Source organism: Streptomyces ureilyticus, assembly GCF_011045025.1.
Taxonomy (GTDB): domain Bacteria; phylum Actinomycetota; class Actinomycetes; order Streptomycetales; family Streptomycetaceae; genus Streptomyces; species Streptomyces ureilyticus.
In genome coordinates this window covers 44899-59654 of record NZ_JAAKZX010000034.1, presented here as the reverse complement: position 1 = coordinate 59654, position 14756 = coordinate 44899, and the positions used below count along the sequence as shown (strand labels likewise).

Genomic DNA, 14756 nt, shown 5'->3' with positions numbered 1-14756 from the left:
CCCGTTCACCCTCGTCCGGTCGAAGATCCCCGTCACGGCAGTCAACGAGTACAACCCGCAAAGGTCACCCATTCGACCCAAGAACCTCCGTTCCCCTCCCGACGAACGGAGACCGAGAACGCACCCCACGGCACGGAAGACCGTCCCCGCGCAGGCGCCGGGCGGCAGCCAGCCAGATCCGGCCCCGGCACTCACTCACCTTCACCAAAAGCCACTCCCCTCAGTACACCGGCAGCAGTTCCCAACCCCCAGGGATCGTCCTCCGCCGCGCCCCGCCCGTATCGCGCGGTCCGCCACACGTTGTAGAGGAACGGCAGCGTGGACACACCGAGCAGGAACGCACCGGTCGGTACGGCGATGAGGAAGGACATCAATGAGAAGAAAGGCAGGAGTACGGCGCCGGTGGCGAACATATGGTGCGCCCACACCACCGACGACAGCATCGTGATGGCGATGGTCGCCCCGTCGAGTGACATGTAGCCGAAGATTTGTCGTCGGCTCAAAACGGGAATGATATCGCTGATGATGCCGAAGAACGGCAAGGCCACGATATAGACCTCGGGATGGCCGAAGAACCAGAAAAGGTGCTGCCACAGAATGGCGCCGCCATTGGCCGCGTCGAAAATGTGCGAACCGAATTTTCGGTCCGCCTCGAGTACGAGCAGCGCCGCGGTCAGTACCGGGAAGGCGGGCAATACCAGAATCGATGTGAAGAGAATGTTCCAGGTGAAGATGGGCATCCGGAACATCGTCATGCCGGGCGCCCGCAGACACAGTATGGTGGTGATGAAGTTGACCGCGCCGAGCGTGGTGGACACGCCCGTGACCACCAGCCCCATGGTCCACACAGATCGCTCTCCGGATCCGGGCGAGCGCACGGCACTGTTGAGCGGTGCGTAGGCGAACCAGCCGAACGCGGTCGCCCCACCCGGCACCAGGAAGCCGGAGACCACCATCAGCCCGCCGAACAGATACATCCAGTACGACAGGGCGTTGAGGCGAGGGAAGGCCACGTCCGGTGCCCCGATCTGCAACGGCATCACGGCATTCGCGAAGCCCGCGAACATCGGTGTCGCGAACAGCAGCATCATGATGGTGCCGTGAATGGTGAACAGCTGGTTGTACTCGTGCCCGTTCACCAACTGCAGCCAGGGCCGGGCGAGTCCGGCCCGCATCTTCCTCGCGGACGTGCCTATGAGCCCGGGCGGTACCCCCGAGAGCGGGGCACAAACAAAGGGTGACGAGACCATGGCAGGTGAGACGGACGCCATCAGGGAACTGACCGATGACCATCGGCACGTGGAAGAAATATTCCGCCAGATCGAGGCACTTCCCGAGGCCGATCACATATGCAAGATCTATACAGACCGGGCCACCATCGAGCTCGTGCGGCATTTTGTCGCCGAAGAGGAATTCGTCTATCCGGTCCTGAGCGATCGTGTCGTCGACGGCGCCGATCTAGCGAAAAAGGGAATGGAAGACCATGGTCGGCTGGAACAGTTGATGAGAAATCTGGAAGATGCCGAGGCGGGCACCGTCACCTTCGCCCGGCTTGTCGAACAGCTGCTGATCGAGGTCCGACGGCAGACCCAGGAAGAGGAGGACCTGCTCTTCCCACGCCTGAAGGACGCCCTGCCGCCGCCGACGCTGACCGATCTCGGCAGCCGTATCCGCCGGGTGAAGTCCGTCGTGCCGACGCGCCCCTACCCGGCCGTCCCCGGTGTCCCGCCGACGAGCAAGCTGCTGTTTCCCGGGCCCGGACTGGTCGACCGGGTACGGGCCGTGCTGTCGGGCTGGAGCCACGCGTTCTGATGACGACTGCCTTCCGATGAGGACTGCCTTCGATGAGGACCGCCTTCTGATGAGGACCGAAGCACGTCTGTTCACCGGGGTGGCGGTCTTCTTCGCCGTCACCGCCACCGGGTACGGCTGGTTCTCCGAGGAACCCGCCGGCACGGCCGTCCTGGCCATCGCCTTCCTGATGGCGGCACTCGTGGCGTTCTTCCTGCGCGTCCCAGTACCGCAGGCGTGGCCGGCGGGCCCAGGACCGGAGAGACGCCGAGGTGGTGGAGACCGCCGGGCCCCTGGAGTTCCTCCCGCCGCACAGCCCCTGGCCCATCACCACGGCCCTGGGATCGGTCGTCGTCGCCCTCGGCGTGGTCTACGGGCTGGGGCTGTTCCTGCTCGGCCTGGGGGTGCTCGCGCACGGCGTATTCGGGATGGTCTTCCAGTACGCCGGACGCCCCGGGCCAGGGGCCGGTCAGGGCTCCAACTCGCCCTTGCGGGAGGGTGGTTCGCCCCCGAGCCGGTCGCGGTAGTACCACGAGCTCAGTGAGGCCCGCAGCCGGCGCAGCCTCGGTACGGCGCCGTCGTGGTCCGGCGGGGGCAGGGGCCGCGGCAGCTCGCGCGTGCGCAGGACGTACACGCAGCAGCCCGCCGCTCTCGGACACCGGCAGCCGCGCGTCCAGCGCGTCAGTGGTCCGCTCCGCGCCCCGCCGCAGCCGCACCGCCGCGCGAGCCTTCCTCCTGGTGAACACCCGCCCCGGGTGCCCTGCCGCCGCCCGCGGAAACGAGCCGCCTCGGGTACCCGTGAGCGCGGGGCTCACCCGCGCCCCGCGGCCCCGGCGACGCTACGGCCCGGAACTCCGCGCCCCCGCCCGCGCGTGACTTTTCGGCTGCGGCGGGACGGGAACTCGCCCCGCTGACCGGACCACAGCACGCCACCAGCGCAACGTCAGGAGGCCGACGTGACCGATCCGCAGCACGCGCAGCAGAATCCAGTGACGCAGCATCCTCGTCCCGAGTTCCCGGCCCAGGACCAGCCCCATCCGGGCTGGACGGGACCGATGGACCCGCCGCCCGACCACGGCGAGGAGTCCTACCGCGGCAGCGGTCGGCTGGAGGGCCGCAAGACCGTCATCAGCGGCGGGGATTCCGGCATCGGCCGGGCGGTGGCTCTGGCCTTCGCCCGGGAGGGCGCCGATGTGCTGTTCACCCACCTCGACCAGGAGGCGGACGAGGCGAGCGAGACGTCCCGGCTTGTGGAGGGCGCGGGCCGCAAGGCGGTCGCCGTCTCGTGCGACATCCGCGAGGAGGAGAACTGCCGGGCGCTGATCGAGCGGGCGGCCGGGGAGTTCGGGCGTATCGACGTCCTGGTGAACAACGCGGCGTACCAGATGTCGCAGCCGGAGGGCATCGAGGCGATCTCCACCGAGCAGTTCGACCGGGTCATGCGCACCAACCTGTACGGAATGTTCTGGCTGACGAAGTTCGCCCTGCCGCACATCCCGGAGGGCGGCAGCATCATCAACTCCACGTCCGTGCAGGCGTACAAGCCCAGCCCTCACCTGCTGGACTACGCGACGACCAAGGGCGCGATCGTGACCTTCACCCAGGGGCTGGCCCAGATGCTCGTGGACCGCGGCATCCGCGTCAACGCGGTCGCTCCGGGCCCGGTGTGGACGCCGCTGATCCCCGCGACGCTGCCCGACACGGTGAAGTTCGGCAAGCAGGCTCCGCTGGGACGCCCGGGACAGCCCGCCGAACTGGCCCCGGCATACGTCTATCTCGCCTCTCAGGAAGCGAGCTTCATCACGGCGGAGATCCTCAACGCCACGGGCGGCACGCCCCTGCCTTAGGGGCGCCCAGCGGTTGTTGCTCTCGTTCGACGCGTTCGACACACTCGACGCAGGGAGGGTCGGCATGGAGGAGAAACGGTCCGAGAAGCCGGGCACCGAGACCGGGGTGCCGCGGGATCTGCCCGCGTCGCCGGAGGAGGCCGAGCGGGAGGAGGCCATCGTGGACGTGCCGTCCGCCGAGTCCGCCGGGCAGGAGCCTGAGGAGGTCTATCCGGATCCGGATGAGGCGGGCTCAGGACAGCGTGGTGACGACGACTCCCGGGTGTCCCCGGCCGAGCCGGTCGAGGAGGAGCCCGGCCCACAGGAGCAGCCCGACTGACGGCACGACTGAGGAAAGCTGGGTCGATGGAACGTACGGGCTCACGGCCTGTGCAGGCTCACGGACCGTACGTACTCACAGGGTCGTACGTACTCACAGGGCGAGCGCGATCGCGAACGCCAGGAAGCCCGCGGCGATCAGCACCACGAGAACCAGGATGAGGGTGAGTGGGCCCTTGGCCCAGCCGCGCGGCGGGTTGTGGGTCTCCTGCGGTCCTGCACCGGGCGTACTGCTCTCGGCGGGCGGCGTCTCGCCGGGCGGAACGCCGCCACCGGGCTCCAGGCCGGGAGTCCGCAGCGGATCGGGGTCTGGGTTGCTGTGCTGCTGCATGCCACGCGAGTTCCCCGGACACCCTGTGACGAACGGCGAAGAACCTCCCTATTCCTGCTGACTTGCCGCCGAGGGTTTGAGGCGGGCACACCGGGCTACCGCGTACAGCGCACAGGACGCACAGGACGCACAGGATCGCACGAGTGAGCAGGGAGCCCCCGATGACAGGGAACGACCGGCCCGTGGGCGTCGTCATCGCCACCCGCGACCGGGCCGGCTCCCTCGCCGTCACGCTGCGCCGGCTGCTCGCCCTGCCGGAGAAGCCGCCCGTGATCGTGGCCGACAACGCGTCGAGTGACGGGACGCGCGCGATGATCGCCGAACGGTTCCCCGAGGTACGGGTGCTCGCCCTGCCGGTCAATCGCGGGGCCCTCGCCCGCAATGACGCCGTACGCGCCCTCGACATGCCCTACGTGGCATTCAGCGACGACGATTCCTGGTGGGAACCGGGTGCCCTGGACACGGCGGCCCGGCTGCTGGACGCCCATCCTCGGCTCGGGCTGCTCTCCGCGCGCACGCTGGTCGGCCCCGCCGACGCACCCGACCCGCTCAACGACTCCCTCGCCGCCTCGCCCCTCGGTCCGGCCGCCGACCTGCCGGGCACCCAGGTACTCGGCTTCCTCGGCTGCGCCGCCGTGCGAATCCCGGCAGCTCCACCCGATGGGCCCGGGTCCACTCACCGAAGGCCGCAAGACCGGGCAGCAGATAGTCGGACACGCCCATGCCCTGGACGAGTACGACCTCGGGCATCGGCGGCTGCCTGCGGCCGACCGTACGACTGCGCATCCGCCCGAAGTCGCCGTCGTGGTACGTGATTTCGGTCTGCTCGGGGAACACCGGGGTGTGCCGCTCGCGTGTGCTCATGGCCGGTCGTTCCTCCTCATCCCGCTCGCCGGACGCAGGCTCTCGACTCTTGGCGGCAACGGGGCCGAGGTGGCCGGGAAGTGGCCGGAGGGGGTGGCATCCCGGGTTCCCCGCGCGGGGCGCCGCTGACGCCGCGGGCGGACCGCACCGTTCCGGCCGCGCCAGGTGTGGCCACGCTCCTTGCGGGTACTGCGGCGCGCATGGCTGGAATCGAACTCGAAAGCACCGCATTCAATGACCACGCGATGATCCCCGGCCGCTACGCCAAGCGGGGCGACAACGTCTCCCCGCCGCTGACCTGGTCCGGAGTGCCCGACGAGGCCGTGGAGCTGGCTCTCGTGTGTGAAGATCCGGACGCACCGTCCGGGACCTTCATGCACTGGCTGGTGACGGGAATCGATCCGCGCAGCCAGGGCCTGGACGCCGACGAGAAACCCCCGGGCGGCCACCAGCACACCAACGGCTTCGGCGAACCGGGCTGGGGCGGCCCACAGCCCCCGGCCGGCGACCAGGCGCACCGCTACTTCTTCCGCGTGTACGCCCTCCCCGGCCCCGTCTCCATCCCGGACGAGGCCACCGCCGAGGACGTGCACAACGTCCTCGACCGCCAGCAACTGGCCAGCGGCACCTTGGTCGGGCTCTACCAGCGCTGACGCGCGGCCCGGGCCCATGGGCCGGGCCCCGGCTCATGGGCCCGGGGCCCGGCTCATGCCTCCGTCCACCGGCACAACAGCCGGAAGACCCCGAACAGCGTCAGCGGCCACAGCGCGGCGAAGGCCCAGATCACGACCGGCTCGGAGGTACGGATACCCACCACCATCAGCAGCACCGACAGCGACAGCAGGAGCACGACGGTCGGTATGCGGGGCCGGTACTCGGCGACCCGTGCGGGGTTCAGTCGTCGCTTGAGCCGTACGGTGCGCAGCCTGCGACGCAGCCGTCGGTCGCGTCGCAGGTCGGCTTCCATCGCGTCCAGAATGCGCTGTTCGTGATCGGGGAGTCGGCCAGTCGCCATCTTCGTTCCCTCTACGACGGGCGGTGTTCGGTGACCACGAGTGCCCCGCGCTCCGGCGAACTAACCACGTGTTGGTGACGTCGCCACCGGCTTCTAACGGGACGAACTAACGGGACGACCGCCCCGACCGGAGAGGGCGGGCCGCCAGCGCATCGACGAGCCCCTGCAAGCTGCTCCGGGACGGCCCGTGCAGGAGTTCGTCCCTGCTCTGCCGAGCCGCGGCCCGCCCCGAGGTGAGGCACCAGTCCCACCAGCGGTCCAGTTGGCGGGCGTCCAGCCGCTCGGCCGGAACGAGCGCCGGCCAGTCGCAGGCGCGCGCCTGAGCGGTCAACTTGGCGCCCCCGGCGACCGGATCGACCGCAAGCACCGGGATCCCGGTCCGCAGCGCGAGCACCAGCCCGTGCAGCCGGTCGGTGACGACGCAGTCCAGGCGGGCGAGCACGGACTGGAACTGCTCGGGTGTCGAGTCCAGCCGCCAGTCCCGCGTATCGAGACGCGTCTCCAGCTCCACCGGAGCACAGTCCTTGCCCGAGAGCCACCGCGTCACGGCTTCGGCGACCTCGGCGTGCCGCCGACGCGGCCCGTACTCCTGCTGGCCGTGCGTGAGGATCACCCCGACGACGGGCGTGGGCCGGCCGATCGGGGCGCTCGCCGACAGGTCCAGCGCCGGAACCGCACCGGGAGCGTCCCGCGGCAGCACGAGGTGGAACCCGGTGGCGGCGGGATCCTCGGGGTCGACCACGGAGACACCGACCGCGATACGCCGGCAAGCCCTGAACTCCTCATGCAGCCAGGCCACTTGGGATCCGGCCAGCGGCCCGCACACGAACACCAGATGGGAGTACGCATCCGGCCGTACGTCCGCGAAATGCAGGGCCTCGGGATGGAAACCGGGGCTCCACACCGTGTCGTACGGCAGTCCTGCGCGGTCCAGCGCCTGCTCCACCCGCCGCAGCGCGAGTACGTCACCGGCCGTGGCCTCCCCGTCCAGGAAGCTGAACCACCCGGTGAGCAGGATTCTCTGTCCGGTCACGACAACCCGTGCAGGACGTCGAGCACCTCGTCGTCCGTGACCTGGTCGAACTCCTCGTACCAGAGCCCGACGGCCATGAACGCCACCGGCTCGTGCAGACAGACCACCTCGTCCGCCTGCTCCTGCACCAGCAGGGCCGCCTCCGGCGAGCACACCGGGACGGCGAGCGTGACGCGGCCGGGATCGTGGCGCCGTACGGAACGCAGGGCGGCGAGTGCGGTGACTCCGGTGGCCACGCCGTCGTCCACCACGACAGCGGTGTGGCCCGTCAGTTCGGGGATCGCGCGGCCCTTGCGGTAGAGCTGCTCGCGCCGGTGCAGCTCGTCCCGCTCCTGCTCCACGATCGGTTCGAGGGCCGCCTTGCTCAGCCCGAGCCGGTCCAGCGCCCGCTCGTCGAAGAACGGCTCGTCCTCCCCGGCGATCGCGCCGACGCCGAGCTCCGACTGGAACGGCGCTCCGATCTTCCGGGCGACCAGTACATCCAGCGGGGCGTCGAGCGCCCGCGCCACCTCGGCGGCCACCACGACGCCACCGCGGGGCAGGGCGAGCACGACCGGATCGGGCAGGGCGCCCTCCTCCCGGCGCACGAGCAGCCGTTCGGCAAGGGCCGCACCGGCCTGCTGTCGGTCACGGAATCGCATGAACTCCACTCCTTCCGCCCTCCGAGTGCGTTCTCCCTGGTGGTGAGGGGGCCGGGCGAACGCCGAGTACCCCGGCGATCGTGGGCCATGCGAAAGGAGCGGAAGGAGAGACGCGGAAGGACGCGGACGGGAGGGGCCTCGCGTGTACGACTCGATTGGTGTGGCCCACAGGGGGTAGCCGGCCCCCGAAGGGGTTGGGGACGATGGTGCAGCAACCGACGTACGGCCTCCGGGAGCGAACGCTCAGCGGCAGCACGGTCATCGAACTCTCCGGAGAGCTGGACCTGCTGGCCACGACCGAGCTGGTGACCTCCCTCGACGCCGTGTGCGAGACCCGGCCCCCTCGGCTGGTACTCGACCTGCGGAAAGTCACGTTCCTGGACTGCAGCGGCCTGTCCCTGCTGTGCCGCATCCGCAACCGCCTGCGGGGCGAGCGAAGCCGCCTGCTCCTCGTCCTGGACGACCCACGCCACAGACGCCTACTGCGCCTGACCCGACTCTCGGACACGTTCGACATCGCGACGGACGTGAACTCCGCGGTCGCCCGGGACGACATAGCCTGAGGGGCTCCATTGCCAGGAGGCCCGCCGAAGTCCGCTGAGGCGCCGCGCTACACCTCGGTGATGTCGGCCCGGGCGACCGGCAGCAGCGTCCGGATGTCCGACGGCAGGACGCGCGCCAGCTTCTCCATCTCCTCGGGGGCGACCGCCGCGTCCAGGACCTCGAAGACCGCGACTGCCTCGCGAATGGCGTCATCCTCGGGCACTCCGGCCCGCCAGGCGACCCTCCCCGCGAAAGCGATCAGGTCGAAGCGCTCTCCGGAGGCGCGCCGCTCATCGCTCCCGGCCGGCGAGGCCACCCGTATCGACTCGGCCAGCTTCGCGGGCAGTTGGGCGGCCAGATGGTCTGCCAGCCCGACGGGTATGCGCTCCGCCAGCGTCGACAGCACCGCCCGCGTGGCCCGCTCGGCCGAACCCCGGTCGGGCAGTTCCGCCCGCTCCCGCACCTTTGAGATCAGCTCGTCGTGCCGCATGGTTCCCGACTCCTCTGCGTACGTGGTCCCGTGTTCGTCGGCATGGCCGACAGACCCGTATCTCACGCGAGTGTCCCCGGAGCAGCCGAATACACGGCCCACACAGCCCTCATCGCGCTCGCAGGACGCCCCGTACGAACGCCGCCTGCCCGACGTGCTGCAAGTCGTCGGAGAGGACGCTGACCAGGCGGACGCCGAGGGTGACGGGCGGGGTCCAGCTCTCGTCGACGACGCGGTCGAGCTCGTCGTCGTCCAGGTCGCGCAGGAAGCCCAGCGTCTGCTCGTGAACGGCGTCGTGGTAGCCGAGGAGCAGCTCACCCGAGTCCACGCGGACCTTCGCGACCTTCGACGCGGTGTGGCCGTAACCGGTGTCCCTGCGGGGGAGTTTCAGGCCGAAGCGGTCGGCCCAGTCCTGCGCGAGCCAGAGCTGCTTGAGGCCGGAGGCGTCGGCGATGTGGTCGTCCTGGACGCGGGTGAGATGCCAGACGAGCCAGGTGATCGAGTTGGCCTCGTCGTCGAGGCGGGCGTTCAGCTCGTCCGAGGAGAGTCCGTCGACGACGGCGTGGACCTCCTCCTGGATGCGACCGTACGCGTCGACGAGAACGTCCTTGGCTTGCATGGGTTCCTCCACGCTCCGCGCGGGCAGCTGACCCTGCCAGTGTTCCCGCGCGAGCCCGCCCGCGCGCGTCAGGACCCGGTCAGAACCAGCCGGAGAACGGCTCTTCGCAGAGCTTGAACACGGGCTCACGGCGCACCGGGTCCGCGGACGTGGTCAGCTGTACGCGGTCGCCGACCCGGATCGCGATGAGCGGGCCCTGCACCCGCCCCCGCACGGTGAAACCCTCTGCCAGCTCGACGAGGGACACATTGCGGGCGGCGGGGGTGTTGCGGTGGACGATGGTGGCGTGGCGTACGACGCCCAGGCCCGCGCTGCGTTCCGTCCGCAGGTCGCTGCCCGCGCAGACCGGGCAGAGCAGCCGGTGGAACATGGCGGTCCCGCACCAGCGGCAGCGCTGGAAGTGAAGCCTTTCTTCGGCCGGTTTCGTGGTTGTCGCCGTCTCCGTCGCCGCGTCGAGTACGCCTGCCGTGGTCCGGCTTCCCGGGTGGAACACGATGTCATCTCCCTGCACTGGGCCGGAATCTGAAGTGCTGATGCGCACACAACTGTTGTGCGCCACATGGAATCCAGCGTATGGCACGGAGTGCCACCCGTAAAGGCACTCAGTTCCCTCGATTTTCCTGCAGGTGGTCGGGCGGTCAGTCGGTACGGCGGTCCAGCGTCGCCTCGATTTCCTGGACCACCCGCCACATCGGCGCCCCACGCCGGGAGACGAGCACGACGACGTCCTCGACGTCCTGTGCGGGTTCGGGCCCGGCGCCCGGAGTGAAAGTCCGCTGCACATGGGCGAGCGCGTGGTCGACCTCCGCGCTCGCGTCGCTCTCGCCGTCCGAACGCAACCATGACCGCAGCCCGTTGTTGTGCGCGGCGACGACGGCCGCGGCGATCACATCGGCCCGCAGCGTCCCGTCGGGCCGCCCCGCGAAACGCCGGCGCAGATACTCGGCGAGGGCCCGCTCGTATCGCCAGACCACCGAGAGTTCGTATGTGCGCAGCCCCGGAACCTTCTTGGTGAGGCGGTAGCGCTGAACGGAGAACGTCGGGTTCTCCGCATACATGCGCAGTACGAGCCGTGCCGCGTCGCAGACCCGCGTCACCGGGTCGTGCTCGTCGCCGCCGCGGGCCAGGAACTCGGTCATATCGGCCAGGCAGCGCTCGTGGTCCGGGAAGACCACGTCCTCCTTCGACGGGAAGTACCGGAAGAAGGACCGCCGTCCGACCCCGGCGAGCGTCACGATGTCATCGACGGTGGTCTGCTCGTACCCCCGCTCCAGAAACAACCGGAACGCCGCCGCCACGAGCGCGTCCCGCATCGGCGGCTTCGCAACGGTCATGTGCGGAAACCTAGCATCGGCCAGGGCGAAATGGCACTCAGTGCGCTGTGGTCGGGGAACTCAGTGCCGTCCGGTTCAGCGTCCGGTGCGTCCGCTGTTGGCGTCCACCAGTGCCTGGGCGACGACGCGTACCCCGCGGGCGATGTGGTTCAGCTGCGTGAGTTCCGCGGCGTACAGCTTGATGGTGTGCTCGATGACGGACTCCGGCATCCCCATGGAGGGCAGCTCGGCCCGTGCGCTGTGCAGCGCGGTGCGGACGACCCGGATCTCCTGCTGGAGCTGGATCTGCGCATGGCGGGCGAGCAGAACGGGCTCGCGGATCAGCAGCGGATAGCCGCCGTAGCGGGACGGCACCAGTTCGCGCAGCCACTTGGCCGCCGATCGCTCCCAGTCCCGGTTGCCGGGCGTCTTTACCTGGCGGGGCCAGTCCGTGCTGATCGGTGAGTACGTCAGGGACATCGTCGTCATCGCTTCCGAGGCGGCGGGCGGTTCGGGGGACTCCCGATCAGCGAGCAGTATTCATATATACCGTCGGGTACGCAAGCGTATGAAAAAATTCATGTGCAGACCTCGTTGAATACGGCCGAATCATGCCTTGGGGGAGGCGACCACCGCGTTCCGGTGGACATCGGACCTTTAACGCTTGTCCGTACTCAGTCCTTGAGGAAGAACGCGTGCTGTTCCGCGCCCTGTTCGTACTCGTCCAGGCGGGCCTGTGTGCGTTCGGGGTCCGCGTCGGTCATCGCCTGGAGGAGGGCCGCGGACATCACGCCCGGCGCGGCGTACGAGTCGAAGACGAGGCGGGGGCCGGTGCCTGAGGCGAAGACCACGTCCGCCTCGTCGGCCAGCGGGCCGAGCGCCAGGTCGGTGATCAGGGCGACGCGCAGGCCCGCGCGCTTGGCCACCCGCAGGGCCGTGAGCGTCTCGTGTGCGTGCCGTGGCATGGAGAAGGCCAGCAGCCAGGTCCCGCCCGCCTCGCGCGACTGCAGCAGTGCGTCGTACGCGACGCTGCCGCCCCGTGTCACGAGCCGGACGTCCGGGTGGATACGGCGGGCGGCGTACGCGAAGTACTCGGCCAGCGAGCCCGAGATCCGCAGGCCCAGGACCGTCAGCGGCGTCGACTGCGACAGCGCGCGGCCGATCTCGATCACTCGCCCGGGATCGGCGAGGTCGCGCCGCAGGTTCTCCAGGTTGTCGATCTCGGCGTCGACGGCCGCCTGGAGCTCGTTCGGACGGACCTCCTCGGCGGCGTCGGGCGCGGACGCGAGCGTGCTGAGCGCGATCGACTGAAGCCGCTCCCGCAGCGCGGGATAGCCGCTGAACCCCACCGCCGTCGCGAAACGCGTCACCGAGGGCTGGCTCACGCCCGCCCGGTCGGCGAGCTCCGTGATCGACAGAAACGCCGCCTCGGTGATGTGCTCGATCAGATACTGAGCGATACGCCGCTGGCCGGGGGAGAGCCGGGGCCCGTCGAACAGTGCCCGCAGCCGCGAGGACGGTGCGGCCTCGGCCTCGGGGACCGGCTTCCCCGAGCTGATAGCGGACGCCTGCGCGCGCGCCCGCTGCGGCGATGACACCGGTGCGCTTCCTTCGTCTCCCACAGTGCCTCAACATACAGCGAGCCATGGGGGACGGACGGTGATCTGCTGTGCTCGCGCGAGCGGAGCCGGGAGTGGGGGAGCGACCAGCCACAACGGACCCGCACCTTGGAGCGGCGAACCCAGCGGAGCGCTCTGGCATGATCGGACGCATGGCTGAACGCGTTATCGCCGCGTGCGACGGGGCATCGAAGGGCAACCCAGGACCCGCCGGCTGGGCCTGGGTGATCGCTGACGCGACGGAAACCCCCGTCGCGTGGGAGGCCGGACCGCTGGGAACGGCGACCAACAACGTCGCCGAACTCACCGCGCTGGAGCGCCTGTTGGCGTCCGTCGAGCCGGGCGTGCCGCTGGAGATCCGGATGGACTCGCAGTACGCGATGAAGGCCGTCACGAGCTGGCTGCCCGGCTGGAAGCGCAACGGCTGGAAGACGGCGGCGGGCAAGCCGGTGGCCAACCAGGACCTCGTCGTACGGATCGACGAGCTGCTGGAGGGCCGCGAGGTGGACTTCCGCTACGTACCCGCGCACCAGGTCGGCGGGGACCCGCTCAACGACTTCGCCGACCGCGCCGCGAGCCAGGCCGCGTTCGTCCAGGAACCCGCGGGCAGCGAACAGGGATCACCGGAGCCGCCCCCGTCATCCGGCGCCAAGAAGGCCGCGGCTCCCAAGAAGCGCACCTCCGGCGCCTCGTCGGCCCGCACGCTCAAGGCCAAGTTCCCGGGCCGCTGCCGCTGTGGCCGCTCCTACGAGGTCGGCGCGACGATCGCCAAGAATCCTGACGGCTGGGGCCACCCGGAGTGCCGTACGAGCGCGTAGCCCACCACCTCCCTGGGATGCGAAACCCCCCACCTGACGTGACCCTGGATAGGTGGGGGTGAGCTGATCAGGAGGATGTCTCATGTCCATGATGGACAAGATCAAGAGCATGCTGAAGGGCCACCCGGAGCAGACGTCCAAGGGCGTCCACAAGGGCGGCGACTTCGTGGACGAGCGGACCCAGGGCAAGCACAGCGGCCAGGTCGACACCGCCCAGGAGAAGCTCAAGGACCAGTTCGGCAGTGAGCGCCAGGACCGCCCGCCGCAGCAGTGACCCCGGCCTGACCCCGGCCCCTGTGGCCCTGGAGCGATACCTCCGGGGTGACGGGGGCCGCGTATGTCCGCAGACCCGCGGTAACGGCGAGTTTCGGCCGCCGTGTGGATCACCTGACCAGAACTCCTGTTGTTCCAGCGCAGGATGGCGCTGTGCCATGGTTGTGGGGCAGCGGTAGGCAAGAGGGGGGCACTGCGTTCATGGCAGCGTCGACACGAATCGCCCCGCCTTCGTCCCGTCGGCGGGTCGTCATGGCGGCGGCTTCTCTCGTGCTCCTGTTCTTCGGACTGTCCCCGAGCGCGGCGCCCCTACGCGCGAACCCGGATCCGGCACCGCCGGGCCCGGCGCCCATACAGGCGGGCCCGTCCGCGACGACGTACCGGATCGGCACCTTCAACATGGCGGGCGGCAACTCGAAGTACGGGACGGCGGGCGAGGAGGCCCCCGACGACTTCGTACGCACCGTCAAAGAACGCCGGCCGGCCGTCGTGACCATCCAGGAGGGATGCCGCGACTGGACGGAGCGGCTCGACAGCCAACTGCCCGGCTATTCCACGGTGTTCGACCCGGTGGTGCCGGAGGCCGGCACCCCGGCGTCGTGCTGGCACGACTCGGAATTCGGCAACGCCCTCCTTTACCGCGACGACCTCGGCTTCACTCCGACGACCGGCGGTGGACACGACCTCGGTTCACCGGTCGGCCGCGAACAGCGCGAAATGCTCTGCATACGCTCGCAGGAACGGCTCCTGGCGGTGTGCTCGATCCATATGTCGAGCGGTTCCGCTCCCTTGCTTCAGGAAGCCCGGGAGAAGGAGGCCGCCGAGGCGAAGCGGCTCCTGGCCACCACCTACCGCGGCTACCGGAAGTTCCTCATGGGCGACGTCAACACGACCGCCGAGGAGCCGCCCACCGACAGCTTCTACCACCGGAACTACGAGGGCGGGGCGACGGGGGAGTTCAAGGAGGCGGGCAGTCCCTGCGGGAACTACATGAACAACTGGACGGTGCCCTGCCGCGCCGGTGAGGCGACCTACGGAGTGAAGAAGATCGACTATCTCTTCGTCCCGCTGTCCGTCACGGTCAAGTGGAGTGACACCGTGCACAGCGACTTCTCCGACCACGATTCCCTCTGGGCGGAGATCGTGCTCCCGGACCGGCCCGGAGACCGGGTTCAGTCCGGAGACCAGGACCAGCCCCGAGATCAGGAGCAATCCCGAGATCAGAGCCGGTCCGGGTAGCT

19 protein-coding genes and 3 pseudogenes are annotated in these 14756 nt (G+C 69.6%); 11 read left to right on the top strand and 11 right to left on the bottom strand.

Annotated elements, in window-relative coordinates:
- Nucleotides 1-290: 290 nt before the first annotated feature.
- Nucleotides 291-1193, bottom strand: a pseudogene (locus G6048_RS13870) (cbb3-type cytochrome c oxidase subunit I); the annotation flags it as partial.
- Nucleotides 1194-1248: 55 nt separating this feature from the next.
- On the opposite strand from G6048_RS13870, the gene G6048_RS13865 reads away from it, so the two are divergent.
- The 5 genes and pseudogenes from G6048_RS13865 (at nucleotide 1249) to G6048_RS13850 (ending at nucleotide 3957) form a co-directional block, all read left to right on the top strand.
- Nucleotides 1249-1812, top strand: coding sequence for a hemerythrin domain-containing protein (locus G6048_RS13865; RefSeq protein ID WP_165339824.1), 564 nt, complete (start codon nucleotides 1249-1251; stop codon nucleotides 1810-1812).
- Nucleotides 1813-1828: 16 nt separating this feature from the next.
- Nucleotides 1829-1954, top strand: a pseudogene (locus G6048_RS51805) (hypothetical protein); the annotation flags it as partial.
- Nucleotides 1955-2063: 109 nt separating this feature from the next.
- The gene (gene ctaF / locus G6048_RS51800; RefSeq protein ID WP_408056134.1) at nucleotides 2064-2318 is read left to right on the top strand and encodes an aa3-type cytochrome oxidase subunit IV; all 255 of its coding nucleotides are present in this window, start codon (nucleotides 2064-2066) and stop codon (nucleotides 2316-2318) included.
- 429 nt (nucleotides 2319-2747) lie between these two features.
- Nucleotides 2748-3638 (top strand): SDR family oxidoreductase, encoded by an 891-nt coding sequence (locus G6048_RS13855; RefSeq protein ID WP_165339823.1) that lies wholly within the window; start codon nucleotides 2748-2750, stop codon nucleotides 3636-3638.
- A gap of 64 nt (nucleotides 3639-3702) precedes the next feature.
- Nucleotides 3703-3957, top strand: coding sequence for a hypothetical protein (locus G6048_RS13850; RefSeq protein WP_206341564.1), 255 nt, complete (start codon nucleotides 3703-3705; stop codon nucleotides 3955-3957).
- A gap of 93 nt (nucleotides 3958-4050) precedes the next feature.
- Here the strand turns inward: G6048_RS13850 and G6048_RS13845 are convergent, their stop codons facing one another.
- Nucleotides 4051-4287 carry a DUF6480 family protein gene (locus G6048_RS13845; protein WP_165339822.1) on the bottom strand — a complete coding sequence of 79 codons (237 nt, stop codon included), beginning with the start codon at nucleotides 4285-4287 and terminating at the stop codon, nucleotides 4051-4053.
- A gap of 161 nt (nucleotides 4288-4448) precedes the next feature.
- Here G6048_RS13845 and G6048_RS13840 point away from each other — a divergent pair.
- A pseudogene (locus tag G6048_RS13840) lies at nucleotides 4449-4958 on the top strand (glycosyltransferase family 2 protein); the annotation flags it as partial.
- Between the two features lie 393 nt (nucleotides 4959-5351).
- A complete protein-coding gene (locus G6048_RS13835; RefSeq protein ID WP_165339821.1) occupies nucleotides 5352-5804 on the top strand; it encodes a YbhB/YbcL family Raf kinase inhibitor-like protein in 453 nt (150 codons plus the stop codon).
- Between the two features lie 53 nt (nucleotides 5805-5857).
- Here G6048_RS13835 and G6048_RS13830 read toward each other — a convergent pair whose 3' ends face one another.
- The 3 genes from G6048_RS13830 to G6048_RS13820 form a co-directional block, all read right to left on the bottom strand.
- Complete coding sequence (locus G6048_RS13830; protein ID WP_165339820.1) at nucleotides 5858-6166, bottom strand: DUF3040 domain-containing protein; 309 nt, start codon at nucleotides 6164-6166, stop codon at nucleotides 5858-5860.
- Between the two features lie 106 nt (nucleotides 6167-6272).
- Nucleotides 6273-7199 (bottom strand): polysaccharide pyruvyl transferase family protein, encoded by a 927-nt coding sequence (locus G6048_RS13825; protein WP_165339819.1) that lies wholly within the window; start codon nucleotides 7197-7199, stop codon nucleotides 6273-6275.
- Nucleotides 7196-7840: a phosphoribosyltransferase gene (locus G6048_RS13820; RefSeq protein WP_165339818.1), complete on the bottom strand. Its 645-nt coding sequence runs from the start codon at nucleotides 7838-7840 to the stop codon at nucleotides 7196-7198. The genes G6048_RS13825 and G6048_RS13820 overlap by 4 nt, the downstream gene beginning before the upstream one ends.
- Nucleotides 7841-8043: 203 nt before the next feature.
- Here G6048_RS13820 and G6048_RS13815 point away from each other — a divergent pair, with 203 nt between their 5' ends.
- Entirely contained in the window at nucleotides 8044-8403 is a 360-nt protein-coding gene (locus tag G6048_RS13815; RefSeq protein WP_165339817.1) for an STAS domain-containing protein, read from the top strand.
- Between the two features lie 47 nt (nucleotides 8404-8450).
- Here the strand turns inward: G6048_RS13815 and G6048_RS13810 are convergent, their stop codons facing one another.
- The 6 genes from G6048_RS13810 to G6048_RS13785 all read right to left on the bottom strand — a co-directional run bounded on the left by G6048_RS13810 (nucleotide 8451) and on the right by G6048_RS13785 (nucleotide 12403).
- A complete protein-coding gene (locus tag G6048_RS13810; RefSeq protein ID WP_165339816.1) occupies nucleotides 8451-8873 on the bottom strand; it encodes a DUF2267 domain-containing protein in 423 nt (140 codons plus the stop codon).
- 109 nt (nucleotides 8874-8982) lie between these two features.
- Entirely contained in the window at nucleotides 8983-9492 is a 510-nt protein-coding gene (locus G6048_RS13805; RefSeq protein WP_165339815.1) for a mycothiol transferase, read from the bottom strand.
- Nucleotides 9493-9571: 79 nt separating this feature from the next.
- The gene (locus G6048_RS13800) at nucleotides 9572-9988 is read right to left on the bottom strand and encodes a Zn-ribbon domain-containing OB-fold protein (protein ID WP_408056135.1); all 417 of its coding nucleotides are present in this window, start codon (nucleotides 9986-9988) and stop codon (nucleotides 9572-9574) included.
- 142 nt (nucleotides 9989-10130) lie between these two features.
- Entirely contained in the window at nucleotides 10131-10805 is a 675-nt protein-coding gene (locus G6048_RS13795) for a TetR family transcriptional regulator (protein WP_206341574.1), read from the bottom strand.
- Nucleotides 10806-10901: 96 nt separating this feature from the next.
- Nucleotides 10902-11285, bottom strand: a complete 384-nt coding sequence (locus G6048_RS13790; RefSeq protein ID WP_165339830.1) for a hypothetical protein — start codon at nucleotides 11283-11285, stop codon at nucleotides 10902-10904.
- Between the two features lie 194 nt (nucleotides 11286-11479).
- Nucleotides 11480-12403 (bottom strand): MurR/RpiR family transcriptional regulator, encoded by a 924-nt coding sequence (locus tag G6048_RS13785; RefSeq protein WP_165339812.1) that lies wholly within the window; start codon nucleotides 12401-12403, stop codon nucleotides 11480-11482.
- 161 nt (nucleotides 12404-12564) lie between these two features.
- Between G6048_RS13785 and G6048_RS13780 the strand changes: the two genes are divergently transcribed.
- The 3 genes from G6048_RS13780 to G6048_RS13770 all read left to right on the top strand — a co-directional run bounded on the left by G6048_RS13780 (nucleotide 12565) and on the right by G6048_RS13770 (nucleotide 14754).
- Entirely contained in the window at nucleotides 12565-13242 is a 678-nt protein-coding gene (locus G6048_RS13780) for a ribonuclease H family protein (RefSeq protein ID WP_165339811.1), read from the top strand.
- Between the two features lie 82 nt (nucleotides 13243-13324).
- The gene (locus G6048_RS13775) at nucleotides 13325-13516 is read left to right on the top strand and encodes an antitoxin (protein ID WP_165339810.1); all 192 of its coding nucleotides are present in this window, start codon (nucleotides 13325-13327) and stop codon (nucleotides 13514-13516) included.
- Between the two features lie 200 nt (nucleotides 13517-13716).
- On the top strand, nucleotides 13717-14754 hold the full coding sequence (locus tag G6048_RS13770; RefSeq protein WP_165339809.1) for an endonuclease/exonuclease/phosphatase family protein: 1038 nt from the start codon (nucleotides 13717-13719) through the stop codon (nucleotides 14752-14754).
- Nucleotides 14755-14756: the final 2 nt, after the last annotated feature.

Coding starts and splice junctions, on each gene's coding strand:
- G6048_RS13810 (WP_165339816.1), bottom strand. CDS start 8,873: ATGCGGCACGACGAGCTGATCTCAAAGGTGCGGGAGCGGGCGGAACTG.
- G6048_RS13805 (WP_165339815.1), bottom strand. CDS start 9,492: ATGCAAGCCAAGGACGTTCTCGTCGACGCGTACGGTCGCATCCAGGAG.
- G6048_RS13815 (WP_165339817.1), top strand. CDS start 8,044: ATGGTGCAGCAACCGACGTACGGCCTCCGGGAGCGAACGCTCAGCGGC.
- G6048_RS13835 (WP_165339821.1), top strand. CDS start 5,352: ATGGCTGGAATCGAACTCGAAAGCACCGCATTCAATGACCACGCGATG.
- G6048_RS13790 (WP_165339830.1), bottom strand. CDS start 11,285: ATGTCCCTGACGTACTCACCGATCAGCACGGACTGGCCCCGCCAGGTA.
- G6048_RS13775 (WP_165339810.1), top strand. CDS start 13,325: ATGTCCATGATGGACAAGATCAAGAGCATGCTGAAGGGCCACCCGGAG.
- G6048_RS13845 (WP_165339822.1), bottom strand. CDS start 4,287: ATGCAGCAGCACAGCAACCCAGACCCCGATCCGCTGCGGACTCCCGGC.
- G6048_RS13820 (WP_165339818.1), bottom strand. CDS start 7,840: ATGCGATTCCGTGACCGACAGCAGGCCGGTGCGGCCCTTGCCGAACGG.
- G6048_RS13830 (WP_165339820.1), bottom strand. CDS start 6,166: ATGGCGACTGGCCGACTCCCCGATCACGAACAGCGCATTCTGGACGCG.
- G6048_RS13795 (WP_206341574.1), bottom strand. CDS start 10,805: ATGCGGGACGCGCTCGTGGCGGCGGCGTTCCGGTTGTTTCTGGAGCGG.
- G6048_RS13770 (WP_165339809.1), top strand. CDS start 13,717: ATGGCAGCGTCGACACGAATCGCCCCGCCTTCGTCCCGTCGGCGGGTC.
- G6048_RS13780 (WP_165339811.1), top strand. CDS start 12,565: ATGATCGGACGCATGGCTGAACGCGTTATCGCCGCGTGCGACGGGGCA.
- G6048_RS13865 (WP_165339824.1), top strand. CDS start 1,249: ATGGCAGGTGAGACGGACGCCATCAGGGAACTGACCGATGACCATCGG.
- G6048_RS13850 (WP_206341564.1), top strand. CDS start 3,703: ATGGAGGAGAAACGGTCCGAGAAGCCGGGCACCGAGACCGGGGTGCCG.